The sequence below is a fragment of the Kribbella pittospori genome (genome assembly GCF_004331465.1).
Taxonomy (GTDB): domain Bacteria; phylum Actinomycetota; class Actinomycetes; order Propionibacteriales; family Kribbellaceae; genus Kribbella; species Kribbella pittospori.
This window is the reverse complement of the sequence record NZ_SJKB01000009.1, coordinates 267,692-289,994: the sequence shown is the minus strand read 5'-3', so window position 1 is coordinate 289,994 and position 22,303 is coordinate 267,692. Positions and strand designations below refer to the sequence as shown.

The window sequence follows — 22,303 nt, the reverse complement described above, 5'->3', positions numbered from 1 at the left end:
ATCTCAGTTGGTGACCTCGGTCCACGGACGGGCGTGTCGACGGACGATTCCGGCGATGAGTTCCAGGCGCCTGCGGCAGGTGGTGGCGAGGATCGGATTGGGGTCGTCGGAGGTCAAGGCGGGCGTCCAGAGGGCGCGGCCGGCGAGAGTGCCGGAGGCGCCGCCGCGGCAGGCCAGCTCAACCGCACGCGGGAAGTCGTCGCGGGCCACACCGTTGGACAGGACCACCCAGGGGACGTCGAGGGTTCTGGTGAGTTGCTCGCAGGTCTTGATGATGGCTTTCCCGTCGCCGAGGCCGCGGCTCGGGACCTGGGCCTTGTAGAGGTCGGGGCGGACAGGGCCGAGGGCCTCCGCGGCCGCGACGATCGCTGCGTCCAACTCCCAGTCGCCCTCACTCGGCGCGGGCTGTGTGACCGGCTCCAGCACCGACAGCAGCCCGGCGTTCGCACATCGTTCGACGAAGTCGGCGGCCAACTCGACCCGGCGATCTTCCCGACCGTCCCGCTTCCAGATCACGAGCAGTTTGAGCGCGACCGCTCCCGCGGCCCGGGCTGTCTGCGGATCGACGGTCTCGTCCAGGTGTGTGTCGGTGACTGGCCCGCCTCGCTCCTGCGTCAGTGCGTCGGCTGCGAGGATCCACCCGGGGCCAGGCGGTACGTCGTACCCCTGGTCGATCAGGAAGCCGGACGCGAGCGGCCCGAGGTGCCGGCCGACGGCCGCCTTGAACGCGGTGATCGCCTCGGGGCCGTCCGGCCGGCCGTGGTCGGCGAGCATCGTGCGCAGGCTCTCCCGCTGGTCCATCGCGACCATCGCGAAGGTGCGGTCCGGGTACGCGAGGGCGTCGAGCGTCGGTCTCATCGGGCCTCCTCAGGCGGTTCGCGCCACAACCTTATGGAATCGATGCCAGAAATGGCTATCCCACATCCGCGCCAGCTGTAGATCGATCTCGATCAGCCTTGCCTGCAAGGGTTCCATCGACCGGCCGGTGACGACCTCGGCCGCCATCAGGGCCGCGCCCTCGGCCCCAGTCGCCGCACCACGCAGTACGGAGAAGTCCCGCCCGCCGGACGCGTGGGCCTTGCGCAGCATCCAGCCGTGCAGCCGCGTCGGACCGCCGAACGCGATCGTGTTCCGCCACTCGATCCCCAGCAGCCGGGTCTGCTCCTCGGCCATCCACCGCGCATGCAAGCTGAGTGCGTCCACCAGCGCCCGCAACTCCCCTCCCGGATCGTCGGCCGGACCGCTGGCGTCGTACGTCGACGCCGGGTCGGGTGCGGGAGCCTGACGGCCTTGCGGATAAGGGGCGATATGGCGGTCGCTCGGCGGTCCGACCTGCGCCAACTGCTCCGACAGCCAGTCGTAGTCCCGCTCGAGCGCAGCCAGCCGTCTCTCGACCAGACCGCCCGCGGCGCCGTGCCCCGAGATCGCGCACCCCAGGCGGCCGTCAACGAACCAGCCGACGCTGATCCCCTGCTGCCGGAGTACGTCGTCCATCACCGGCGCGGCGCTCGGGGTGATGACTGCTTCCGACGTACCGAGGGAGTCGGCCACCTGACCGGGCTCACGTACGCCGGCCGCCCACGCACCGACCAGATGGTCGTGTCCGCAGAGCACCACGGGCACGCCGGCCGGAGTGTTGGCTGTGACGGTCATCGGCTCAGCGATCGGCGGCAGACGGTCCAGACCGCCGTACGCCAGCAACTCCGGGTCCAGCTGCCTGGCGCGGAGGTCCAGTACGCCGAGGCGCTGTGCGTGGGTGAGGTGAGTGGCGTACGTGCCGGTGAGGGCCGCCAGGGCAAGGTCCGGCGCCCCCGCCCAGATCCGGGTGCGGGCAACGGTCGCGGGTTGGGTGTCGCGGAGCCAGCGCCAGGTGACGACCGGAAGCTTCGGGCTCAGGCGAAGACCGGTCCGGGCGAACACGCCGCACTCACCAACCTCGGCCCGCAGCCGCGCGGCCTGCGTCAGGCCGGGCTGATCACGCCAGGTGATCAGCTTGGTGAGTGGCTGGAGTCCGCGGTCCAGCGGCACTCCGGTCTCGGCCATGCCGGTGATGCCGATGCCCTCGATCCGCCGGCCCGCGGAGAATTCGCCTACCAGCCGTCGTACGGCGTGCTGGAGGTCGATCGCGTCGTCCGGGGTGGGCACCGATCGCGTCGTGCCGCCGGGAACTCGGCACACCTTCAGGTTCGTCGTACCGACATCGACACCGAGCCAGGTCACGCTCGAACCCTAGACCGCCCGGTACGGTAGCGTCCGGTGTCTCCGAAGAAGGAATGTCATGGGTGAGCTTGCGAAGATCGTGGTCGTGGTGCCGACCTACAACGAGCGGGAGAACCTGCCCGTGCTGGCCGGGCTGCTGTCCGACCTGAACCTGCCCGGCCTGCAGATGCTGGTCGTCGACGACAACTCCCCGGACGGTACCGGCGACGTCGCCGACGAGTTGGCGAAGGCGTCGCCGGAGCAGGTCTCGGTGCTGCACCGGACCGAGAAGAACGGACTCGGTCGCGCCTACATCGCCGGCATCAGCCGCGCCCTGGACGACGGCGCCGACATCGTCATCCAGATGGACGCCGACCTGTCCCACCCGGCCTCGGTCGTCCCGATCATGGTCGAGACGCTGCGGACGACGGACGCCGGCGTGGTGATCGGATCGCGGTACGTCGAGGGTGGTTCGGCCGCCGCGGAGTGGGGCTGGCACCGCCGGGCGCTGTCGGCCTGGGCGAACTTCTACGTGAACGCGATCCTGCGGCTCGGGGTGAAGGATGCGACCGCCGGCTTCAAGGCCTGGAAGGCGGACACGCTCCGCTGGATCGACGTCACCACCATCCAGAGCAACGGGTACTCGTTCCAGGTGGAGATGAACTACCGCACGGTCCGTCGTGGGCTGCACATCGCCGAGGTCCCGATCCGGTTCGAGGAGCGGACCGCGGGTGCTTCGAAGATGAGCCTCAAGGTGCAGCTCGAGTCCGCGCTGATGCCGTGGAAGCTGTTGTTCAAGCGGTCTTCCTAGAACCTGTGGCTTAGCCGTAGCCGAGCTCGTGCAGCCGGGCGTCGTCGATGCCGAAGTGGTGCGCGATCTCGTGCACCACGGTGATGTTCACCTCGTCGACGACGTCGTCCACGGTCTCGCAGATCGCCAGCGTCGGGTTGCGGTAGATCGTGATCCGGTCCGGCAGTACGCCGCCGTAGTAGTGGCCGCGCTCGGTCAGCGGGATGCCCTCGTAGATCCCGAGCAGCGCCGGGTCCCCGGCCGGCGCGTCGTCCTCGACGAAGATCGCGACGTTGTCGATCAACGCCGCCAGTTCCGGCGGCACCTCGTCCAGCGCCTCGGACACCAGCACCTCGAAGTCCGCCCGGCTCATCTCGATCACGACGTTCAGCGTAGTTCCCAAGCCAACCCGTGACGGGTACCTAGAGCCAGCCCTGACGGCTGGCCTGGACGCCGAGCTGGAACCTGGTCTGCGCGCCGAGCGCCTCCTGCAGCCGCCCGATCCGGCGCGCCACGGTGCGCTCACTGACACCGAACTCCCGAGCGATCGACTCGTCCGTCAAGCCTGCGCTGAGATAGGTCAGCAGTCGCTTCGACTCCAGGTCCGGTCCGGCGGTCACGTCGTTCAGGTCGGTCGCGCTGGTGATCGGTACGGAGATCCGCCACAGCGCATCGAAGACCCGTGCGAGCCCGGCGAGCAACGGTGAGTCGTGGACCACCATCGCGACGAACTCCGGCCCACGCTCGACCTCCGACCGAGCACCGACCAGCGCCCACCGGTCGTCGACGATGGTGATGTTCAGCGGCACGCGGGGGAACACCCGAGCATGCTCCCCGGCTTCGATGCACGACCGCACCATGTGCAGGGCGTTGGCGTCCTGGAGGACGTGGGCTCCGTAGATGACCTCGTACCTGACGCCTCGCTCGAGTGCGTCGAACATGCCCTCGACGATCCGGATCTCGCGGGCCGCCAGATTGCCCATCGTCATGGCCCGGACCTGACTGTGCGCGTCCGACTGGACCGAGTTCAGGACGGCCTGGGCGGCGGCGTACGTCGGCAGGATCTCCAAGTAGTCCTGGCGGCCGGCAGCCGACTTCCAGAGCTCGGTGAGGAAATCGGCGCTCTCGTGGGCCAGGGCGGCCTGCTTGGTGTGCCGCTCCGCGAGCGCGTCCATGGCCAGCCGCGGCGGACGGACCACCAGGCCGTCGTCGGTCCGTTCGACCAGGCCGAGCCCGATCAGCTCGTCCAGGCACTCGTCCGGGTGAGCGCGCTGGATCGCCTCCGGATTCAGCAGCAGGTCGAGCAGCAGCACCTCGGCCGCGGCCGAGAGACCCAGTGCCTGCAGGGGCTCCATGTCTCTGTGTATCAGCAGGCGACAGGTTCTCGCCATGCCGGTTTCTGACAGCACGAGGTCTCGTAGTGGCCGCTACACGCTGCCAATACTGATGCCGCTCGTCCCCGTCCCCTAGGAGATCCCTGATGAGAAAGAGCATGGTCTGGTCGGCAGTCGCAGCTGTCGGCCTCTCGCTCGGGCTGGCGGCCACCCCCGCCGCCTCGGCGGCACCGGCCGGCGTTGCGGTCCAGAGCGCCGTACCGCAGCAACTGTCCCCGGAGATCCAGCAGATCGTCGACAATCTGCCGGCAATGCGGGCGCGGGCGGACGCCGTACGCGCGCAGCTCGGTCTGCCGGACGACCCGGTCCGGGACGCGCTGATCGCGGCCATCGACCCGACCCAGTACGAGTGCTCCACCGAGACCCCGGCCGTGGTGAGCGCGGTCATGCCCGACGTGTCGACCTGGACGTTCGAGCAGACCCTCGCCGTACTCCACGTCCTGCTGTTCCAGATGTCGCTCATCGATGCGGCGTACCTGCCGCAGACCGGTCCGTTCACCTACGGCGCCCATGGTGAGTTCACCAACCAGGTCAACCGCACGATCAAGGACCTGGGCCGCTTCTGGGACATCCCGTCCAGCGACATCGAGCTTGTGCCTGCCCACGGCCGCTCCATGCTCGACCCAGAGGTGAACTTCCGGGTCTTCACCGCCGTCTACGGCTTCAACGCGGAGCAGTCCCGGGTGTCTGCCGACCTGGTCGCCCATGAGCTCAACAGCGCGACCCTGGGGTACGGCGATCTGCCGATCTTCACGTTCAACGCGTACGCGGCTTCCGGTGGTGAGAACATCCCCGGGTACGGCATCGCTCCGAAGCGGATCGCGTTCGGCGACGGCGTGATGGAGGGCTTCGCCCGGGTCGGACTCGGCGATGTGGCACCGCAGGCGATCCTGGCGCATGAGTTCGGTCACCACGTCCAGTACGCCGACGGCCTGATGCGGGACGACCTGCCGGCGCCCGAGGCGTCGCGCTGGGCCGAGCTGATGGCGGACGCGTTCAGCGCGTACTTCCTCACCCATGCTCGCGGTGCCTCGATGAACTGGAAGCGGGTCCAGTCGTTCGGGCAGATGTTCTACCAGCTGGGCGACTGCGGCTTCACCGCCGCCGGCCACCACGGCACACCGAACCAGCGGATGCGCTCCGCCCTCTGGGCGTACGGCGTCGCCGACTCAGCCCGTCCACAGGGTCACATCCTGCCGTCCCGCAGCTTCTACGACCTGTTCGCAGCGCAGTACCCGACGCTGATCGCGCCTGACGCAACCAGCTAGTCCCTCCCCTCAGGGCGCCGTACGCCGACCCCCTGACCGGCGTACGGCGCCCGCCCCCGGAACTCGTTTTGGAGCGAGGCCACAACTCCTCTATGCTTACGGCTGTCCCTGGAGCTTCGGCTCCCGCGGGTCCGAGTCCCCATCGTCTAGTGGCCTAGGACGCTGCCCTTTCAAGGCGGTAACGCGGGTTCGAATCCCGTTGGGGATACGGCCGAAAGGCCGGTGTCAGAACCACCTCGGAGATGCTGTAGGATCGTCGAGTCAATCTGGCCCAGTGGCGCAGTTGGTTAGCGTGCCGCCCTGTCACGGCGGAGGTCGCGGGTTCGAGTCCCGTCTGGGTCGCCAGGAGAAGGCGGCGGTGTTCACACACCGCCGCTTACTTTCTCCCCGGTCAGGTAGCTCAGCTGGTAGAGCGTCCGCCTGAAAAGCGGAAGGTCGGCGGTTCGAGACCGCCCCTGACCACCACCACCCTCTCCGCTTCAGCCGGGGAGGGATTTTTCTTCCCCAGCGTGCTACGCAGCCGCGCTGTCGTCGCTCCGCTCCTCCTCCGCACCAGCTCCGCGCGCTCCCACCCACCCGACCTTTCCCTGCGGGCTTATCGCCCGCAAGCGACCCCTCACGCCGACCGCCATCCGCGAACGTCACCCACGAATGCCCGCAGGAGCGGACTGTCAGAGGTCGCCAGATCCAGCGGGTGCGAGAGTCGGCTAGTCGTTCCTTTCGTAGGGAGGGAACGGCCAGCGAGGGTCGTCGAAGCGGGCGAGGCGGGTGATCGCGAGGAGCCGCAGGACATTTCGAAGATGATCGGGATCACCGTGGTTGCCGAGTCGGCTGGGGGCATGGTTCAGCAGCCACGTGGTGAGGTCGCGGCGCTTCTCTTGCTCGTGGTCCACCGTGCACCAGGGAAGCATGTCCTGCAGCAGGTCGACGTCCCACTGGGTGACGGCTTCGGCGAGGCGCTGGTCGGCCAGCGGATGACGGATCGCCTCCCACGAGGCGAGCCAGGGGCCGACCCTGCCTGTTGCCTCAGCGCACAGAGCGAGCGCTTCGTGAACCGGTGCCGGCGGACCGGCGGCGGCGAGGCAGTGCGCCCACCACGCGTGCAGGAAGGCCCCGACAGCCTCGGCCTGCTCGGCCGACCACTGCTGCCAGTGGGCCCGAGCGAGCGACTCGCCGACGTCCACCAGGTCGTAGTCGCTGACGCCACCGGTGGCGAGAGCGCTCGCCAACTGGGGCAGAACGCGTCGCATCACCGACGCATGGTCACGCCAGTCCGGCGCCTGCCAGGTGCGGCGTAACAGATCCGGCTCGAGCTCGATGTCCGGAACCTTGAGACTCGCGAGTTCCTCTGCCGAGCCCCAGTGGCATTCGCAGTTCGTCTCGTCGGCGCGAGCGGTCATCCCGCGAAAGGTCTCGACAAGACGATCCAGTGCAACGTCAAGCGTTGGTGGAGGAGATCGATTCGTCACGGACGCTCGCTTTCAACTCCAGGCCTCGTGGCAGGAGGAGCGCCACCATACCCGGGGCGCTCCAGATCGCAGCCGGGATTTCCCATCCGGACTCCAGCGTGTAGGAGACGTCGAACAGCTGAGTCCAGCAACACACGGCTTCAGCAGCAGCCTCAGACGGACGGCAAGACCGGCGCCGCAACTGTGCTGTCGACGAGCCCGGACAGCTCTGCAGCAGGCGCTCGATGCCTGAATCGGCGCCTGGACCTCAGTGGTGCGTAAAGAACTTACCTGGTCTTGTAACGCGTGGGTGGTCTGTACCGATGTAGGCGTCGAACGGGTGGGGATCGACTGCTCACGCGCCGGCCTGGCCCGGACGTGAGGCGTGTGCGGAACCGCTGGCCCGGACTGTCGAGCAGGTCTGAAAGGGTCTAGATGTTCCGCAAGTTGATGACGTCTGCTGTCGTCGTTCTGGTGGTGGCGTCAGCCACGTTGTTCGTTTTGCGGTCCGCGGATGCGGCCGGCGCCAATGTGACCATCACGGCGACCACAGCCTCGAACGGTACGACGACCTTGACGTACCGGGCGAGCGTGCTCCGGGCCGGGTCCGTGCGGGACATCACCGTCTCGATTCCTTCCGGCTCGACCGGGCGGATCACCTCGATCAACGGGACAGTGAGCACGGCGTCCCCCGGCGTGCTGAGGTGGCGGCCCAGTAAGACCGTGACCGTTGCCGTCGGCGCTCGTTTCTCCATCCCGCTGTACGGGCTGCGGTTGCCCGCCGGTGGACCGTGGACGCTCAGCTTCAAGGCGACCGGAACGGCCGGGCAGATCCTGACCTCCGGCACCGGGGTCCTTCAGCCGCTCAAGACCTACACGGCCGATGTGCGCATCACCGCGACCAAACCGGTTCCTGGTCAGACCACGACGCTGAGCTACGCAGGTACTGTGACGCGGGCTGGGGTTCTGTCGTCCGTACGCATGCAGTTGCCGGCGGGATCGCGCGGTGCGATCACCAGCGTGAACGGGACGCTGAGGACATCGAGCGGCTATGTGATCTGGACGCCCAAGGCTCCTATCAGCGTTGCCGCCGGCGCGCGCCTGGGGATTCCGATCTACGGACTTGTGCTGTCCAAGTACGGCGGTGTCCTCACCCTTGGAATGTCTGCCCAGACGTCGACAGGAACGTTGCTGCTGTCCGGGACTGGCTCCATCGCGTTGATCGCTCCGCCGGCCGCGATGCCGGCGGTGTCGGCGGCGGGTTTCGTGGCCGTTCCGGAGGGATGCCCGGCCAGTTGGCCGACGACCGCCGCGGAGAACGCGAAGCCCGGTGACGACGAGTGGGTCATCCCGACGTCGATGAACGGCCCGTTGGCGGCGTACCTCACCGAAGTCTCGGCGACGTGTGGTGACACCGTTGACCTCAAGGTGACCTCCGGCAAACCGGTCAGTGTTGTGGCGTACCGGATGGGGTACTACCAGGGCCTCGGTGGGCGTGAGGTCTGGCGGCAGGACGACGTACCGACCGTCGCGCAGGCGGCACCGACCACGGGCGGCACCGCGAACGGCAAAGAGTTGCGGATGACGTCCGCGGCGACCTGGACCAAGACGCTCACCATCGCCGTGGACAAGGACTGGATCCCTGGCACGTATCTGATCAAGGTCAGTGATGGCCAGTATGCGTCGTACGCACCGCTGACCGTCAGGGACGACACCGGGACCAAGCACGACCTGATGATCCAGCAGGCGACCGCGACCTGGCAGGCCTACAACTCCTATGGTGGCTTGGGTTTCTACTCCGGGGGTGTGGCCGGAGGTTCCGGTCGGCTGACCTTCGATCGCCCGTACAACGACGGCCAGGGATCGGGGCAGTTCCTCTCGCTGGAGCAGGGGCTGGTGTTCTGGGCCGAGTCGAAGGGTCTCGACGTCACGTATTGGACCAACAACGATCTGGACGAATTCGGCGGTCAGCTGCCGGCGCGGGCCGGAACGATTTTCCTGCCGGGGCACGACGAGTACTACTCGCTGCGGATGCGTGCGGCGCTGAGTCAGGCGATCAATCGCGGCGTGAATGTGGCGAACCTCGGCGCGAACACGGCGTACCGGCTGATCACGTTCACCGACGGCAGTCGGCGGGCGTGGGACATCGACCGGTACACCGACGGCTACAACTCGACGACGTGGCGGTACCAGGGTGATGCCTATGCTTCGCAGCCGCTGCTCGGTGCGGAGTACATCTGCCCGGTGCTGGGGCAGACGCTGACCACGGGGACGAGCTGGATGTTCGACGGCATCCCGGCGGGCACTGCCCTACCAGGGTTCATCGCGGGCGAGGTCGACTATGTCTGGCCAGGGCTGTACAAGCATCCGGGGCTGACCACGATCGCGAGCGGTACCGGCAACTGCCACTCGAACAACCAGGCCGTGCCAATGCACACGACCGCGTACACCGCACCGTCCGGTGCCCGGGTGGTCAACGGCTCGACGTTCGCCTACGGCTGCTTCCTCGTCCGCCGCTGCCCCTCCAACTGGACAGTTCCCGCACCGTCCGTGGCCTCGCAGCAGGCCGTCGGCACGATCGTCGGCAACATCACCGAGTGGGTCAGCAAAGGCACCATCCAGGTGCCGGCCGACACCACAGCGGCCGCGATACGCGTCGCCCCACCGAAGCACACCCTCCAGACCAACACCCAACCCTGACCCATCCCACCCGACCTCGGGAACAGCCGGAGCGAGTGACGGAGAGCACGAGGCCGCCCGCGTGCGGCCTCGTCGTCACTGACGTCGCTGCACGCCGCGCCGGTCAAGCTCCGGAGCCGTCGGATTGTGGCCCCAATCAACCAGTCCTGCCGGCGCGCTGGCACAGTGCGGTGAGGGACGAACTCGGCGAACTCACCGCCGCGCTCAGCCACGACTTCCTCTACACGCAGCGACTGGCCCGCTGAGAACCCATCATGGATGACACAGGTCGAGAACAGGTCGCTGTCGGCGTACCGAGCCCGGCTTCAGGAGATCGAGATCAAGCGGGCAGAACTCGAAGGTCTGATGGAGGTTCGGGAGAATGCCCGCCGACAACGCGGCTGAACCGATAGACATTTGGTCACCCGTTCGAGCATCTGTCTCCGGCAGGAGTCGAACAGTGTCGGCTTACGCTTGTCGTACTGCGAGGAACTCGTCAAGCAGATCGAAGAGCGCCGCCGCTGCGAGTAGAAGCCGGCCAAGTGGGAACGAGCCCACACGTGTCAAAGCCAGTCTGACTCTCGCGGACCATTGCGCACCGCGTCAGCCAGGCGTAAGCCGGGAGATGGGGTCAGCTTCGAAGTGCCTCCCACTAAACACCTGGGAGGGACATCATGAGGCGATCTCATGGGATGACATTTGCTTTCGCAGTACTGGCCGGCTTGGCCTTGGCCACGGTTGGTACGCCGGGAGCCTCGGCCACGCCGACCGAGTGGCGGCCGTTCCACGACACGTTTGACGACGTCATCGAAGACTTCTGTGACGTGCCCGGTCTCACTGTCGAGCTCGAGGGCGTTTCGGAGGGTCGGGACAGGTTTGTCCCACGCGGTGCCGACGGTCTGCTGCACCTCCAGGTGCAGGCGCAAGATACGGAGGCGTACACCAACCGAGCGAACGGAAAGTCGACGACTTGGGTCGTCGAAAGGCACGGCCAGGAGCTCCACGTTACGGATAACGGCGACGGCACGCTGACGTACGTCGTGAATGGCGCCGGCAACGGCGTGCTGTACGCCGAAGACGGCACCAAGCTCGCCCGCCAAGCCGGTCTGTTCCGCTACCAGATCGTCTACGACTATGCCGGCACCCTCACGGACAGGTCCGACGACATCAAGATCGGGCGCCCGGTCATCCTCCTGCAGACCGGACGGCAGGACGACCTCTGCGCGGCGATGGTTCCGGCGCTCAGTTAGCCGGCGGCCAGCCGGTCAGGCCGGGGCAGGTGAGCGCATCGGTCGCAGTGTCGACGTGCTGCGCGGCGTACACCCACCGCGCAACACCTCGCCTTGTCTCGTCGCGCCCTTGATCCATACGAGGTCAGTCCGGCAGATCAACAGGACTTTGAGTTGTCCTCCGTTGGGTATGTGCGACGGTCGTCCGACTGGTGATCTGCGACAGCTGTTAGCGCGGATCGCGGCGGATCCGGACGTTGGCGATCACCGGCCGGGGGTGCCTTGCTTGAGGGCTGAAAGTGCGTCCGGCAAGGTGTAGATGGTGTTGACGAAGGAGAGTTGAAGGTCGAGGTCCGGTCGTACGGCGCTCTGCTCCAGCCCCCAGACCTTCGTGCCTTTGCGGCGAATCCAGGCCATGACTCTGTTCGCCCAGCGCTCGTAGTCCGCGGAGATCGTGCCCATTGCGTCTGCTTGCGAACCGATGTTGCTGACCCGGATGTTCGAGTCGGTCACCGGACCGGGTGCCCAGAAGAGGACGTGCGAGCTGTTGGAGACCACCAAGCCCTCCGAGGCAGCGGACTGTAAGCGGTCCCAGTTGAGTTGATTGACGAGGCCGGCCTTGGTGGGCTCGGTCCTCGCTGCGTCGCCCGGTCGTATGACCGACGGTGCGCCGCAATCATGATGGACGACCATCACTTGGGGCGTGGTCAACGCCTGGTCTCGGGTCAGTCGAGCAGTTTCGCATGATCGTCCGGAGTGGCGAAGTAGTAGACGGCGGCTACCATCCGGCCAGTCTGTCATCGGCAGTTCAGTTCCGTGGTGTGAGCCTGACGCCTGTGGCGGCGCTGATGACCGCACGGTCTCCGAGTGGCTTGGCGAGGGTGACGACCGCTGGTGAGCTGACGCCGACGTCCGCACAGCCGCCCTGTACCGGACCGTGGCTCCCACCGATGACCACAAGGTCCTCGAACTCGACAACGTGTGCTCGAAGGTCGGGCTCACACATGCCGTGGACGAGGATGAAGGAGAGCGCGCTGCCATCGATCCGGGTGAGCCGCTCGGCCCCGAGGAGGCCAGGTTCGAGCTTGGCGAGCGTGGAGAGTGGGACCGGCTCAACAAGAGGCCTGAGTGCCGCTGTGGAGACTGCCACGACGACGATAGGCCTCGACAAGCCCTTCGCGGTAAAGGACCACGCAGGCACGGTCGCGGGACCGTTGCTCGTGTCCACCTCGGCCGTTCTCAAGAACGCGCCGGTGATCGTGAGCTTGCACTTCGATGCCGGTATCGCTAGCTGGCCGCAGTTGTCGTACGGCGTCCCGATTGCTTCAGTCAGTGCCGGCCGGGGATCGAGGACGCTCACCGCGATACTCGATCCGTCGCCGAAATCGATGCGGGTGGTGCCACCTGATCCGAGTTGTACGTCCGGCGCGATGGTGACGTGCCCGGCCCCCCACGCAACCTTCTGCTCGGTCGTGTCGAAGGCCAGGTCGGGCGTCCGCGACGAGTACAGGAAGATCCCTTCCGGAGGCTTGGGGATCCCCGCAGCCCGCACGGCTTCCGCCACAACGCGCGCCCGGTCGAGGAACGCCGGAGTCGCAGGAGCCGACGGGATCTGCGTCGGAACCGCACCACGAGGCGCCGTCGGCCGGGCGACGGGCATTGCACTACTTGGCCCAGAGGATGGCGCTATCTCGCTCCCACATGCCGGCAATGCAAGGGCGATCAGAATGACGGCAGGCCACAAGTACGCACGACACCTCGCACCGCACCCAATGGACCTCATGCTTCTGAGACGCGCCAACTCTGGCGAATCGTTGCATCAGCCGACATAGGCCGAGTATCCGCCCGACCCCCTGCGAGACAACAGTCCCCGCCACGACCGGAACCAGTACCGCAATGCCCACCCAGCAAGCAGATGAAGCACATTCGCTGATAGTCCGGCTACGGCGCCCCAGACGACACTGGCGTGGGGCTGCGATCGCCGATCGGCGTTGTGTGGATTCAGGGGGACTAGCTCAGGGGGCGCTCCCAAGTTGGGTCGGATGAGTGGGGCTTGTCTTCGACGAAGGGGATTTTGCTGACGGACTGGTGGTATTGCTCGGCTGCTTCTTCGACGGAGAGGTGGCCGAACTGGAGGTTGGTCGCCACACCCTCGAGCTCCGTGCTGCAGACCTCGGCGGCGGTGACGCGTGCGGCGAGGTCCTGCGATTTGCTCAGGTTCGCGGAAATCACCGACACCAAAGAGACGATCAATGCCGCGATGCACAGAGGTCTCCAAACGCCTGCGGCGGTGGCGATCGACAGTTCGTCTTTTACGGTGTTGGTGAATGCAATACCACCGACGGCCGGACCTGCCACCAAAACCGCCGCCAGCGCACTGCTGACGATGCTGATGTTGGTGAGGCGGTTGCGGCGTGGGCGGACGTCGTGCAGAAAGGCGGTGATACCCGCCCGCCTTGTTTCGATTTGGGCACGCAACTCTGCGCGCACTGCAGGATCATCGGACATCCTGCGCCTGCCTTCCCCCGGGCCGGTCGGCCGCGCTCCGCGGCGACCGGCAGATGGTGCCAGGTCGCGCAACAGGCACAGGGCCTTCGCTGAGGCTCGGTGGCCCGAGGCACGGCCACTTCGTGTCCGCCGGCCAAAGACCGGGGATTAATGTTTCGCCTATCCAATAATACCGCTGCACCGGGACGGGCACACGGGTATTTAATGACCGTCACATCGGCGACCTGGATGCTGACTCAAATGCTTGCTGCATATCCTGAGATGCGGGCCCGGCGTCTCAAATCCGATGAACCGTGCGCCTGGCAAGGTGGGGCGCGTGGCTGATGATCGGGTGGTTGTTCGGGGCGCTGGGGCGGGCGATCGAGACGAGGTCTGGGGGCTGGCGCGGGAGTTTGCGACCTCGTTCGTACCCGAGCGTTCGGCGTTCGACGAGTCGTACGCGAGGCTTCTGACCGCGGCGCACACGCTGCTGCTCGTCGCCGAGGTGCCTGGGCAAGGTGTTGTCGGGTATCTGCTCGCCAACAGTCATACGACGTTTCTCGCCAACGGGCCTGTCGCCTGGGTTGAGGAAGTGATGGTCGACGAGGGTGTACGCCGGATGGGCGTCGGACGACGGCTGATGGAGCATGCCGAGGAGTGGGCACAGTCGGTTGGCGCTGCCTACCTGGCGCTCGCCAGCCGTCGCGCGGGCGACTTCTATGTTGCCCTGGGCTACGAAGACTCGGCCACCTTCTACAAGAAGACGTTCAGCTGAACGCGCGGGCTGCAGCGGCAACTACCTCTTCGTGAGGTACGTCGTGCAGGTGTTGGTCGATGTTCCAGACGTGACCGAAGGGGTCGGTCAGTTGGGCGTGGCGGGTGCCCCAGAAGGTTTCCTGGAGGGGATGCCGGATCTCGGCGCCGGCGGTCAGAGCTTGGGCCAGGGCTGCTTCGGCGTCTGCCACGTCGAGGGCCAGGACTACGGCGGTCCCGCCGATAGTGGGCGGGGCCAGCACGTTCATCTCGGGAAACTCGTCGGCGAGGTGGAGCAGGGAGTCCCTAAGGCGGAGCCGCACGGACATCAGGCGGCCGTCGGGGGTCGGGATTCGTTCCAGTTCTTCGGCGTTGAAGGCCTCGCGGTAGAACGTCGCAGCGCGGTCGGCGCCCTGGACGACGATGTGTGGGGTGATCGACATGTCCAGCAACCTAGGGCGCCACTGTCGAGGTGTCTTGAACGTTCTTGCGCGTGCCTAGCATGGCGGGGTGGAGCAGGTTCGGATGTGGCGGGCGCCTGGTGAGGGGCGGGTGCTGCTGATGGCGGGGCGGACCACCCGGTATGCGGTGGATCCGCGAGGTGAGTACGTGTTCGGCGTCGTCGGTGGCGAACCGATGCGGTCGTGGCGGGGGCGGGAGCAGCGGGTGGTGCGGCCGGGGCAGTTGGTTGCCTGGGATCCGTCGTACGCACACTCGGGGCGATCGGTCGACGAGAGTCGGCCGTGGGATGCGCGGTTGATGGTGATCGAGGTGGCTGATCTGGCGGCGCTGGCTGAGGATGCGGAGGCCGATCCGTTGGCCGACGTACTGTTCCCGGAGCCGGTGCTGAGTGATCCGGAACTGGCTGCGGGGTTCCTGCGGTTGCATGCCACGCTCGAGGCGCCGAACTCACTGCTCGAGCAGGACGAGCGGCTGGTCGAGTGGCTCCGGCTGCTCATCGACCGAACCTCAACGATCCGCTCGGCGCAGCCACCGATCACCGCGCAAGACGACCGTGCTCTCCGCAGTGCCTTCGAGTACCTCGCTGATCAGCCTGAGCGGAACGTCGGACTCGACGAGCTTTCCGGGGTCGCGGGGATCGGGAAGTTCCGGCTCATTCGGCTCTTCAGGCAACGCACTGGGCTTCCACCGCATGCGTTGCAGCTCGCCCACCGGATCCGCGCGGCCCGTCGTCTGCTCGAGGCTGGCCGACCCATCGCCGAAGCCGCCGAAGCTACCGGGTTCGCTGATCAGAGCCATCTGCATCGGCACTTCCAGAGGAGCCTCGGGATGACACCGGCTGAGTACCAGCACCGCTTCGGCTAGGGCTTCAGTGTGCGGTCGAGTAAGGCGAAGAGTTCGGTGAAGTGGCGTTCGGCGGCAGCCTCGTTGTACGCCGAGGTGTCGGCCATGGTGTAGCCGTGGGCGGCGCCCGGGTAGACCTCGGCGCGGTGCCGGACGTTGGCGTCGGTGAGGGCGCGGTCGAGTTCGGCGATCTGCTCAGGAGTGGCGCTGCGGTCGTTGTCCGCGAAGCCCAGGTAGACCTCGGCCGTGAGGTTGCCGGCGGTCAGGTGCGGGCTGTCGGCGCCGTCGGCGACCAGGCCGCCGACGTGGAATCCGGCGAGCGCGGCGACGCGGTCCGGGTACGCCGCGGCGATCCGCCAGCCGGCCCGCCCGCCCATGCAGTAGCCGGTGATCGCGAGCGGTCCGGGAGCGACGCCCGCCAAGGTGTCCAGGTAGACGCGGCCGTCACTGTCGATCCGCTCGGGCGTCAGTTCGTTCATCATCGGCCGGATGCGCGCGAACAGGCCCGGATCGCTGATCTCGTCGAGCGGGACCACGGGCGACCGGCCGGAGCGGTAGAAGACGTTCGGCGCGAGTACGACGTACCCCTGCTCGGCGATCCGATCCGCCATCCGCTCGATCTGCGGCCGCACGCCGTACGCATCCATCACGAACAGCACGCCGGGATGATCTCCGTCCCCGGACGGTCGAGCAAGGTAGGCGTCAGCGACGCCGTCGGCCATGGTGATGTCGATCGTCTCGGACGCCATATCCGCACCTTAGCCCTGCCGGACCACCTGACTGAGGCGGGTGGTCAAGGACGCCAGGTGAGTGGTGGCTGCGCCGGCTTGGACGACGTAAGGGATAGGCCCGCCGTACGCCGCGTCCAGGTGGGCGAGGACCCGAAGCATGGTTTCGGCGGTGGGGAGGTCGAAGCCTGGGCGTGACTCGGTGAGGTTGGTGATGGCGTAGTCGGTGGCGATGGCGGCGGGAGGTACGCCGGTCAGGGCAAGGGCGAGGGCGGTGACGAGGCCGGTGCGGTCTTTGCCGGCGTGGCAGGTGAGTACGACGCAGCCGGGTGGGGCCTCGGCGATGGCCGTGATCGCGGAGGCGAAGCGGTCGGGGTAGTCGTCGATGAGGATCCGGTATTGCTCGAACAGTTCCGACGTCGAGACGTCCGGGTCGGCGGGGTCGGTGAGGGGGACGTTGAGCCAGCGGTCGTCGTGGGTGAACGGCGATGGGAACTTCTCGCACTCCCAGCCACTGCGCAGGTCGACGATGCGACTCACACCTGCTGCACGCACGGCGGCGATGCCGGCGTCGGTGAGTTGATCGAGGTTGTCGCTGCGGACGAGCGCGCCGGCGCGGATCCGGCCGCCGTCGGTCAAGGGCAGCCCACCGAGGTCGCGTGCGTTGGTGCAGTTCGGCCAATTCAGCACGGGCGTCAGTCCAGGGTCCGGGGTAGGCCGAAGTACGGCGCGAGGGTCGTTTCGAAGTGGGTCAGTTCGTGGATGCGGGTGCCGGTGAAGCCGATGACGAGCACGCCAACGATGTGGAGAGTGCCGGTGACAGGGTCGCGGATGTATTCGCCCCAGGCGGGTTGACGATTCGCGCCGACCGGGACCATCCTTGCGATCTCGCGGCGGTGTCCGGCGAGGACGGTGAAGAAGCGGTGGACCGCTTCGGTGCCGCCGTACTCGAACGGAAGTGGTGGCATCCGCACCCAGACATCATCGGTCATCAGTGCAAGGAGTGCGTCGACGTCCTGCGCGGTGAAGGCCGCGACAAAGCGCTCGACCAGATCAGGATCCTCGGGACCGCGCGTCGGCCGGCCGGTTGACTGAGCGTCCATAGTCGTACGGGCTCGTTTGAGTGCACTGTTGACGGCGGGCTCAGTCAGGCCGAGGATCTCAGCGGCTTCACGAGCCCGATACCCGAGTACGTCGCGCAGCAGCAACACCGCGCGCTGGTTCGGCGGCAGCAGTTGTACGGCGGTCACGAACGCCAGCGAGATCGCTTCGCGGGACTCGTAGCGAGCCTCAGGTCCAGGGTCGTCGTCAGGCAGACCGTCGAGCAGCAGGTCGGGATACGGCTGCAGCCACGGAACCTCACCCAGCCGCGAGGGCTCCGGTGGTGGTGTGACCGGGAACGGGGTCGCGGCCACCGGTCGGCGTGACGACGATCGCAGTACGTTCAGGCAACGGTTGGTCGCGATCCGGTACAGCCAGGTCCGGATCGACGATCGCCCCTCGAATCCGTCCAGCCCGATCCATGCCGAGAGCAACGTTTCCTGCAGCGCGTCCTCGGCGTCCTGCAACGATCCGAGCATGCGGTAGCAATGCACCTGCAACTCCCGGCGATGCGGCTCGACCAGCTCCGCGAATGCGTCCCGGTCCCCTGCCCGCGCGCGCTGTAACAACACCTTGTCCACCTCCATGTCGATACTGACACCGGCCATGGACAGAACTGGTCGCTCCCCCAGCGCACAGTTTCCCGAGCCCGCCCTGTCTGTCTCCTCAGCAAGCCCATCCAAAGGAGACAGACACCATGTCGGAAGACCCCATCGCTAACCGGTCCGTCCTGATCACCGGCGCCAACCGAGGCATCGGACAGGCACTGGTCGAGGAGGCGCTGCGCCGTGGCGCATCCCGTGTGTACGCCGGCACGCGCCGGCCGCTCGATCACCCGGACGAACGCGTCACCACGCTGAGTCTGGACGTCACCGACGACGCCCAGATCGAGATCGCGGCCAAGAGCGTCGACACGCTCGATGTCCTGATCAACAACGCCGGCCTGCTGGAGTACGACGACCTCGGCGATCGCGCGACGCTCGAGCGGCACCTGGCGGTCAACCTCTTCGGCACGCACGCCACCACCCAGGCGTTCCTGCCTCAGCTGACGCGATCGCGTGGTGCTGTCGTGAACGTGTTGTCGGCGGCGGCCCTCGCGTCGGTGCCCGTCAGCCCGGCGTACTCGATCTCCAAGGCGGCGGCGTTCTCGCTCACCCAATCGCTGCGCGCACTGCTGTCCCCGAGCGGGATCCGCGTGTACGCCGTACTGGCCGGGCCGGTGGACACGGAGATGTCCCGCGACCTCGACATACCGAAGGCGACTCCGGAGTCGGTCGCACGAGCGATCTTCGACGGCGTGGCGGCCGGGGACGAGGAGATCTTCCCGGACCCGTTGTCAGCAGCCCTGAAGCCCGGCTGGACCGCCGGCTCGGTCAAGGCACTCGAACGCCAGAACGCAGCCCTGCTCGCAACCTGAGCCGGGCAACGAACAACCCCGGCCGCGCAAGCAGCCGGGGTTGTCGGGGTGTCAGGCGGCGGCGGTGGCTTCGGCCAGTTGTTCTGAGGTGGGCTGGAGCTGGGGGGATGCCAGAGTCAGCACGACGTTGGCTACGGCGAAGGCCGCGGCGACCAGGAGGCCGCGTTCAAAGCCGGCCTCCAGGGCCTGTTGCTGAGTGGCCCCGCGGGTCAGCTCGTTGGTGGTGTGGGTGATGGATAGGGTCGTGACGATCGCCAGACCCAGCGCACCGCCGACCTGGTACATCGCGTTGACCACGCCGGACGCCGCGCCGGCCTCGGCAGGCTGGACCTCGGAGACGGCGGTGATCTGACCAGGTACGCCGACCCCGATGATGCCGAAGCCGAAGATGATGAACCCAGGGAGCAGCTGGGATGCGTAGCTACCGGACGCGTCGGCCTGCGAGAGAAGCAGCAGACCGCCCACACTCAGGACGGCGCCGGAGAGCTGCACCGTACGCGTGCCAACGCGCTGCACGAGCTGCGACGCCAGGACCGCTCCGACGATCGCCGCACCCCCCATGGGCAGGAAGTGGATACCGGCGTCGAGCGCACTGTCTCCGCGGACCTGCTGCAGGTAGATAGCAGTCAGGAAGAACATCGACAGGAACCCAGCACCGTTCAGAGCAAGCGATGCGCTCGAAACACTCAACGCACGCGAGCGGAACAGCCGCAGCGGCACCAGCGGAGCAGCAGACCGGCGTTCCACCACGACGAAGGAGATCAGCAGCGCCACTCCGGCGACCAGTACGCCGACCACCTCAAAGGAGCCCCATCCGGCAGGCTCCGACCGCACCACGCCGTACACAACCGCCATCAGGCCCGCCGTACCGAGCACTGCGCCCAGCGTGTCGAACGTACGCCGTCCGGTGTGGTGCCGTACGTCGGGGACGAACACCGGAATGAGTGCGACCAGTGCGAGCACGATCGGCACGTTGACGAAGAACACCCACTGCCAGCTGAGCGAGTCGACCAGCAGACCGCCGGCCACGACGCCGAGCGTTCCACCGAGACCGGCAAGACCGCCCCACACGCCCATCGCGATGTTCCGCTCCCGCCCGTGCGCGAACGTCATGGTCAGGATCGCCAGTGCCGCCGGCGACAGCAGCGCGCCACCGAGGCCCTGTACGGCGCGCGCACCGATGAGGAACTCGGGTGAGTTGGACAACCCGGCCACCAGCGAGGTGACACCGAACAGCAGCAGGCCGCCGACGAACACCCGGCGCGGGCCGAGCAGGTCGGCCATCCGGCCGCCAAGCAGCAGGAAGCCGCCGAAGAGCAGGGTGTAGGCGTTGATCACCCACTGCAGGGAGTCGGCGGAGAAGTTCAGGTCCGCCTGGATGTGCGGCAGCGCGACGTTCACGATCGTCACGTCGAGCACCACGATGAACTGCGCTAGGGCCAGCACCGCCAGGGTGGCCCAGGGACTGCGTCGCATGCCTACCTCACTCAGAACGAGAGTCTACGTTGTATGTATACGCTGTATGCGTACTCTGTAGACGGTAGGTCTACGGTGTAAACTTGTCAACGTGATTGCCAAGGAACCCGTTCGCCGCCTGGATCCGGACAAGGTCGTCGACAGCGCACTGGCCCTCGCGGACGTGGAGGGACCGGCCTCGGTCACGCTCCGCCGTCTGGCGACCCAGCACAGCGTCACGCCGATGGCGCTGTACCGGCACTTCAAGGACAAGGACGATCTGCTGGCCGCGCTCGGCGACCGGCTGCTCGCGGACGTCGTACTGCCGGAGCCGACCGACGAGCGGTGGGACCTGCAGCTGACGAAGGTGCTGACGGCGTTCGTGACGGCGCTCCGCGCCCATCCGAAGCTGGCGGACCTCACACTGACCCGCATCCTGGCCTCCGAGGCGGGGCTGGCGATGTCCGAGCGGATCATGGAACTGCTCACCGAGGGCGGATTCTCGGTCGACGACGCGGCCGAGGTCGGCCGGCAGTCCGTCTGCTCGCTGATCTCTCTGGTGACCACGGACCCGATCACCCGCGAGGTGACTGACCCGGTCGCGCGCGAGGATTCCCTGCGGATGAAGCGTGCCGCCCTGGCTGCCCTGTCGCCGCGGAAGTACCCGCTGATCACGGCCGCCGCGGACACGCTGATCTGCCCGACCTCGACCGACCGTTACTACGCCCTGGGGATCGAACTGGTGGTCGCCGGCATCTGCGGCGTACTGAACAAGGAGCAGTAGTTGGCACTCAGCGTCATGACCTACCTGCAGCAGCACAGTCCGGACGAGTTGGTCCCGGCCCGGGAGCAGCCGGTGGAGATCAGGCGGGTCGAGGAGGTGTCACCGGAGTTCGCGCGGTACCTCTACACCGCGGTCGGCGGTCACTGGCACTGGATCGGCAAGCTCGGCTGGAACTGGGACCAGTGGGTCGACTGGCTGAGCCGCCCCGGCTTCGAGACCTACGTCCCGTGGGCTGGGGGCATTCCGGCCGGGTACGTCGCGATGCGCGGCGTCGGCAGCGAAATCGAGATCGAGAACTTCGGACTGCTGCGCGGATTCATCGGCCGCGGGCTCGGCGGCCACCTGCTGACGGTCGGTCTGCGGAACGCGTGGACCCTGCACGAGCGGCACGAGAGCGTCGACCCGATCACCCGCGTCTGGGTGAACACGAACACGCTCGACGGTCCGGCCGCACTGGCCAACTACCAGGCGCGCGGGCTGAAGCCGTACAAGACAGTGGAAGAGGAACGGCCCGACGGCGACGGTCCGTCGCCCGGTCCGTGGCCGGGCTGGTCCGGCCCGCCCGGCGTGGTGCGCGAGGTTCCGGCGGGTTGACGGCGCTACGCTCCCGACACGGACAGTGATCCAATCCTCACGGAGGTAGACCGATGGCGGGGAAGTTCGAGCTGTACAAGGACAAGTCGAGCGAGTTCCGGTTCCGGCTGAAGGCCGGCAACGGCGAGGTGATCGCGACCAGCAGCGAGAGCTACTCGAGCAAGGCCGCGGCGCTGAACGGCATCGAGTCGATCAAGAAGAACGCCGCCGAGGCGAACGTCGACGACCAGACGGACTGAAACCCACAGAAAACAAGGGGTTCTCCACAGCCTGTGGAGAACCCCTTGCTGTCGGCAAGAGTCAGAGACCGTCCGCGAACACGACCGGCCGGACCTCGACGCCCAGCCCCTCGATCGCGGCGTCCGGGATCATCGCGGCCAACTCGTACGCCCGCTCCGCCGACGCCACGTCGATCAGGTAGTAGCCGCCGAGGAACTCCTTCGCCTCGACGAACGGCCCGTCCGTCACCGCCGGTACGCCGCCGCGGACCGTGACCACCGCGGACTTGGGCGGCTCGGCCAGCGCGACCGTGCTGTGAAACTCACCCGACGCCTTCATGACGTCCATGACCTTCTGGTGCCCGGCGCCGATCGCCTGCTGCTCCTCTTCACTCAGCGCGGCGAGAACGTCGGGGTTGATGTTCATGATCAGCAGGTACTTCACAATCTCTCC

Annotated in this window: 25 protein-coding genes and 3 tRNA genes; 14 read left to right on the top strand and 14 right to left on the bottom strand. The window is 67.2% G+C overall.

Annotated elements, in window-relative coordinates; translation table 11 throughout:
- Nucleotides 1-3 precede the first annotated feature (3 nt).
- Together E0H73_RS28125 and E0H73_RS28120 are read right to left on the bottom strand one after the other, a co-directional pair.
- On the bottom strand, nt 4-858 hold the full coding sequence (locus tag E0H73_RS28125) for a hypothetical protein (protein WP_131361580.1): 855 nt from the start codon (nt 856-858) through the stop codon (nt 4-6).
- Nucleotides 859-867: 9 nt separating this feature from the next.
- Complete coding sequence (locus E0H73_RS28120; RefSeq protein ID WP_131361579.1) at nt 868-2,220, bottom strand: FGGY-family carbohydrate kinase; 1,353 nt, start codon at nt 2,218-2,220, stop codon at nt 868-870.
- Between the two features lie 58 nt (nt 2,221-2,278).
- On the opposite strand from E0H73_RS28120, the gene E0H73_RS28115 reads away from it, so the two are divergent.
- Nucleotides 2,279-3,010 (top strand): polyprenol monophosphomannose synthase, encoded by a 732-nt coding sequence (locus E0H73_RS28115; RefSeq protein ID WP_131361578.1) that lies wholly within the window; start codon nt 2,279-2,281, stop codon nt 3,008-3,010.
- Between the two features lie 10 nt (nt 3,011-3,020).
- Here the strand turns inward: E0H73_RS28115 and E0H73_RS28110 are convergent, their stop codons facing one another.
- Entirely contained in the window at nt 3,021-3,371 is a 351-nt protein-coding gene (locus E0H73_RS28110; RefSeq protein WP_131361577.1) for a metallopeptidase family protein, read from the bottom strand.
- Nucleotides 3,372-3,411: 40 nt separating this feature from the next.
- Complete coding sequence (locus E0H73_RS28105) at nt 3,412-4,344, bottom strand: LuxR C-terminal-related transcriptional regulator (protein WP_165555845.1); 933 nt, start codon at nt 4,342-4,344, stop codon at nt 3,412-3,414.
- 125 nt (nt 4,345-4,469) lie between these two features.
- Between E0H73_RS28105 and E0H73_RS28100 the strand changes: the two genes are divergently transcribed.
- The 4 genes from E0H73_RS28100 (at nt 4,470) to E0H73_RS28085 (ending at nt 6,116) form a co-directional block, all read left to right on the top strand.
- Nucleotides 4,470-5,651 carry a hypothetical protein gene (locus E0H73_RS28100; RefSeq protein WP_131361575.1) on the top strand — a complete coding sequence of 394 codons (1,182 nt, stop codon included), beginning with the start codon at nt 4,470-4,472 and terminating at the stop codon, nt 5,649-5,651.
- A gap of 135 nt (nt 5,652-5,786) precedes the next feature.
- Nucleotides 5,787-5,859: transfer RNA gene (locus E0H73_RS28095), tRNA-Glu, on the top strand.
- Nucleotides 5,860-5,919: 60 nt separating this feature from the next.
- Nucleotides 5,920-5,996: transfer RNA gene (locus E0H73_RS28090), tRNA-Asp, on the top strand.
- Between the two features lie 44 nt (nt 5,997-6,040).
- A tRNA-Phe gene (locus E0H73_RS28085) sits at nt 6,041-6,116 on the top strand.
- Nucleotides 6,117-6,358: 242 nt separating this feature from the next.
- On the opposite strand, the gene E0H73_RS28080 is transcribed toward E0H73_RS28085, so the two are convergent.
- Nucleotides 6,359-7,051: a hypothetical protein gene (locus E0H73_RS28080; protein ID WP_202867591.1), complete on the bottom strand. Its 693-nt coding sequence runs from the start codon at nt 7,049-7,051 to the stop codon at nt 6,359-6,361.
- 483 nt (nt 7,052-7,534) lie between these two features.
- Here E0H73_RS28080 and E0H73_RS28075 point away from each other — a divergent pair, with 483 nt between their 5' ends.
- The 3 genes from E0H73_RS28075 (at nt 7,535) to E0H73_RS28070 (ending at nt 11,028) form a co-directional block, all read left to right on the top strand.
- Nucleotides 7,535-9,799 carry a N,N-dimethylformamidase beta subunit family domain-containing protein gene (locus E0H73_RS28075; protein ID WP_131361573.1) on the top strand — a complete coding sequence of 755 codons (2,265 nt, stop codon included), beginning with the start codon at nt 7,535-7,537 and terminating at the stop codon, nt 9,797-9,799.
- 258 nt (nt 9,800-10,057) lie between these two features.
- Nucleotides 10,058-10,183, top strand: coding sequence for a hypothetical protein (locus tag E0H73_RS48045; protein ID WP_272949155.1), 126 nt, complete (start codon nt 10,058-10,060; stop codon nt 10,181-10,183).
- Between the two features lie 287 nt (nt 10,184-10,470).
- Complete coding sequence (locus E0H73_RS28070; protein ID WP_131361572.1) at nt 10,471-11,028, top strand: hypothetical protein; 558 nt, start codon at nt 10,471-10,473, stop codon at nt 11,026-11,028.
- A gap of 243 nt (nt 11,029-11,271) precedes the next feature.
- Here the strand turns inward: E0H73_RS28070 and E0H73_RS28065 are convergent, their stop codons facing one another.
- The 3 genes from E0H73_RS28065 to E0H73_RS28055 form a co-directional block, all read right to left on the bottom strand.
- Entirely contained in the window at nt 11,272-11,565 is a 294-nt protein-coding gene (locus E0H73_RS28065; protein ID WP_131361571.1) for a hypothetical protein, read from the bottom strand.
- A 250-nt stretch (nt 11,566-11,815) separates the two neighbouring features.
- Nucleotides 11,816-12,667 (bottom strand): hypothetical protein, encoded by an 852-nt coding sequence (locus E0H73_RS28060; RefSeq protein WP_238164326.1) that lies wholly within the window; start codon nt 12,665-12,667, stop codon nt 11,816-11,818.
- A 350-nt stretch (nt 12,668-13,017) separates the two neighbouring features.
- Nucleotides 13,018-13,515 carry a hypothetical protein gene (locus E0H73_RS28055; protein WP_131361569.1) on the bottom strand — a complete coding sequence of 166 codons (498 nt, stop codon included), beginning with the start codon at nt 13,513-13,515 and terminating at the stop codon, nt 13,018-13,020.
- Between the two features lie 316 nt (nt 13,516-13,831).
- Between E0H73_RS28055 and E0H73_RS28050 the strand changes: the two genes are divergently transcribed.
- Nucleotides 13,832-14,269: a GNAT family N-acetyltransferase gene (locus E0H73_RS28050; RefSeq protein ID WP_238164324.1), complete on the top strand. Its 438-nt coding sequence runs from the start codon at nt 13,832-13,834 to the stop codon at nt 14,267-14,269.
- Here the strand turns inward: E0H73_RS28050 and E0H73_RS28045 are convergent.
- The gene (locus tag E0H73_RS28045) at nt 14,262-14,690 is read right to left on the bottom strand and encodes a VOC family protein (protein WP_131361567.1); all 429 of its coding nucleotides are present in this window, start codon (nt 14,688-14,690) and stop codon (nt 14,262-14,264) included. The genes E0H73_RS28050 and E0H73_RS28045 overlap by 8 nt on opposite strands.
- A 67-nt stretch (nt 14,691-14,757) precedes the next feature.
- Between E0H73_RS28045 and E0H73_RS28040 the strand changes: the two genes are divergently transcribed.
- Nucleotides 14,758-15,573: a helix-turn-helix domain-containing protein gene (locus E0H73_RS28040; protein WP_131361566.1), complete on the top strand. Its 816-nt coding sequence runs from the start codon at nt 14,758-14,760 to the stop codon at nt 15,571-15,573.
- On the opposite strand, the gene E0H73_RS28035 is transcribed toward E0H73_RS28040, so the two are convergent.
- From E0H73_RS28035 to E0H73_RS28025, 3 genes are read right to left on the bottom strand one after another with little or no spacing between them, the layout of a single operon-like run.
- A complete protein-coding gene (locus tag E0H73_RS28035) occupies nt 15,570-16,301 on the bottom strand; it encodes a dienelactone hydrolase family protein (RefSeq protein ID WP_131361565.1) in 732 nt (243 codons plus the stop codon). The two genes, E0H73_RS28040 and E0H73_RS28035, sit on opposite strands and share 4 nt — an antisense overlap.
- A gap of 9 nt (nt 16,302-16,310) precedes the next feature.
- Nucleotides 16,311-16,970, bottom strand: a complete 660-nt coding sequence (locus E0H73_RS28030; RefSeq protein WP_238164323.1) for a tyrosine-protein phosphatase — start codon at nt 16,968-16,970, stop codon at nt 16,311-16,313.
- Between the two features lie 5 nt (nt 16,971-16,975).
- On the bottom strand, nt 16,976-17,989 hold the full coding sequence (locus tag E0H73_RS28025) for an RNA polymerase subunit sigma-70 (RefSeq protein ID WP_238164321.1): 1,014 nt from the start codon (nt 17,987-17,989) through the stop codon (nt 16,976-16,978).
- A gap of 89 nt (nt 17,990-18,078) precedes the next feature.
- Here E0H73_RS28025 and E0H73_RS28020 point away from each other — a divergent pair, with 89 nt between their 5' ends.
- Nucleotides 18,079-18,798: an SDR family NAD(P)-dependent oxidoreductase gene (locus E0H73_RS28020; protein WP_131361563.1), complete on the top strand. Its 720-nt coding sequence runs from the start codon at nt 18,079-18,081 to the stop codon at nt 18,796-18,798.
- 51 nt (nt 18,799-18,849) lie between these two features.
- On the opposite strand, the gene E0H73_RS28015 is transcribed toward E0H73_RS28020, so the two are convergent.
- Entirely contained in the window at nt 18,850-20,274 is a 1,425-nt protein-coding gene (locus tag E0H73_RS28015; protein WP_131361562.1) for an MFS transporter, read from the bottom strand.
- 91 nt (nt 20,275-20,365) lie between these two features.
- On the opposite strand from E0H73_RS28015, the gene E0H73_RS28010 reads away from it, so the two are divergent.
- The 3 genes from E0H73_RS28010 to E0H73_RS28000 are packed head-to-tail and all read left to right on the top strand — an operon-like array spanning nt 20,366 to nt 21,870.
- Entirely contained in the window at nt 20,366-21,037 is a 672-nt protein-coding gene (locus E0H73_RS28010; protein ID WP_131361561.1) for a TetR/AcrR family transcriptional regulator, read from the top strand.
- Nucleotides 21,038-21,631: an N-acetyltransferase gene (locus E0H73_RS28005; RefSeq protein WP_202867590.1), complete on the top strand. Its 594-nt coding sequence runs from the start codon at nt 21,038-21,040 to the stop codon at nt 21,629-21,631. It begins immediately after the preceding gene.
- A 53-nt stretch (nt 21,632-21,684) separates the two neighbouring features.
- Complete coding sequence (locus E0H73_RS28000; RefSeq protein WP_131361560.1) at nt 21,685-21,870, top strand: YegP family protein; 186 nt, start codon at nt 21,685-21,687, stop codon at nt 21,868-21,870.
- A gap of 61 nt (nt 21,871-21,931) precedes the next feature.
- Here the strand turns inward: E0H73_RS28000 and E0H73_RS27995 are convergent, their stop codons facing one another.
- The gene (locus E0H73_RS27995; RefSeq protein ID WP_131361559.1) at nt 21,932-22,294 is read right to left on the bottom strand and encodes a YciI family protein; all 363 of its coding nucleotides are present in this window, start codon (nt 22,292-22,294) and stop codon (nt 21,932-21,934) included.
- Between the last annotated feature and the right edge of the window lie 9 nt (nt 22,295-22,303).

Excerpts from the sequence above, each read along its gene's own strand:
- E0H73_RS28000 (WP_131361560.1), top strand. The coding sequence starts at position 21,685 with ATGGCGGGGAAGTTCGAGCTGTACAAGGACAAGTCGAGCGAGTTCCGG.
- E0H73_RS28035 (WP_131361565.1), bottom strand. The coding sequence starts at position 16,301 with ATGGCGTCCGAGACGATCGACATCACCATGGCCGACGGCGTCGCTGAC.
- E0H73_RS28045 (WP_131361567.1), bottom strand. The coding sequence starts at position 14,690 with ATGTCGATCACCCCACACATCGTCGTCCAGGGCGCCGACCGCGCTGCG.
- E0H73_RS28025 (WP_238164321.1), bottom strand. The coding sequence starts at position 17,989 with ATGGCCGGTGTCAGTATCGACATGGAGGTGGACAAGGTGTTGTTACAG.
- E0H73_RS28115 (WP_131361578.1), top strand. The coding sequence starts at position 2,279 with ATGGGTGAGCTTGCGAAGATCGTGGTCGTGGTGCCGACCTACAACGAG.
- E0H73_RS28060 (WP_238164326.1), bottom strand. The coding sequence starts at position 12,667 with ATGCCCGTCGCCCGGCCGACGGCGCCTCGTGGTGCGGTTCCGACGCAG.
- E0H73_RS28075 (WP_131361573.1), top strand. The coding sequence starts at position 7,535 with ATGTTCCGCAAGTTGATGACGTCTGCTGTCGTCGTTCTGGTGGTGGCG.
- E0H73_RS28015 (WP_131361562.1), bottom strand. The coding sequence starts at position 20,274 with ATGCGACGCAGTCCCTGGGCCACCCTGGCGGTGCTGGCCCTAGCGCAG.
- E0H73_RS28100 (WP_131361575.1), top strand. The coding sequence starts at position 4,470 with ATGAGAAAGAGCATGGTCTGGTCGGCAGTCGCAGCTGTCGGCCTCTCG.
- E0H73_RS28080 (WP_202867591.1), bottom strand. The coding sequence starts at position 7,051 with ATGACCGCTCGCGCCGACGAGACGAACTGCGAATGCCACTGGGGCTCG.
- E0H73_RS28125 (WP_131361580.1), bottom strand. The coding sequence starts at position 858 with ATGAGACCGACGCTCGACGCCCTCGCGTACCCGGACCGCACCTTCGCG.
- E0H73_RS28070 (WP_131361572.1), top strand. The coding sequence starts at position 10,471 with ATGACATTTGCTTTCGCAGTACTGGCCGGCTTGGCCTTGGCCACGGTT.
- E0H73_RS28020 (WP_131361563.1), top strand. The coding sequence starts at position 18,079 with ATGTCGGAAGACCCCATCGCTAACCGGTCCGTCCTGATCACCGGCGCC.
- E0H73_RS48045 (WP_272949155.1), top strand. The coding sequence starts at position 10,058 with ATGACACAGGTCGAGAACAGGTCGCTGTCGGCGTACCGAGCCCGGCTT.
- E0H73_RS28055 (WP_131361569.1), bottom strand. The coding sequence starts at position 13,515 with ATGTCCGATGATCCTGCAGTGCGCGCAGAGTTGCGTGCCCAAATCGAA.
- E0H73_RS28105 (WP_165555845.1), bottom strand. The coding sequence starts at position 4,344 with ATGGAGCCCCTGCAGGCACTGGGTCTCTCGGCCGCGGCCGAGGTGCTG.